The sequence below is a fragment of the Pyramidobacter sp. C12-8 genome, assembly GCF_002007215.1.
Classification (GTDB): Bacteria; Synergistota; Synergistia; order Synergistales; family Dethiosulfovibrionaceae; genus Pyramidobacter.
The window spans coordinates 1-223 of record NZ_MUHX01000143.1 but is presented as its reverse complement, the minus strand read 5'-3'; the positions used below and the strand labels follow the sequence as shown (position 1 = coordinate 223).

Sequence of the window (223 nt, the reverse complement as noted above, 5' to 3'; positions counted from 1 at the left end):
CATCCAGTTGGCAGGGATATATTTGTCATCATCAAAACAATCAACAATGCCGTTCTTGTTTTCGTATTTCAGACAATCGGCGAACTGCAGCATCTCAAAACCGCAGAGATTGGACAGGCGGCAGCGTTCCACATACGTCTTGATCGCCATCATCTTGAATTTTTGGGAGGCCTTGATGTAATCAGGCATTATTTCTTTTAGGCCTTTCCGTTCAATGAGTTTG

Annotated in this window: 1 protein-coding gene; it reads right to left on the bottom strand. The window is 43.5% G+C overall.

Annotation, left to right across the window (positions count from 1 at the left end):
• The coding region (locus B0D78_RS13095) for a hypothetical protein (protein ID WP_168170151.1) at window positions 1-189 on the bottom strand (189 nt) is incomplete at its 3' end.
• Between the last annotated feature and the right edge of the window lie 34 nt (window positions 190-223).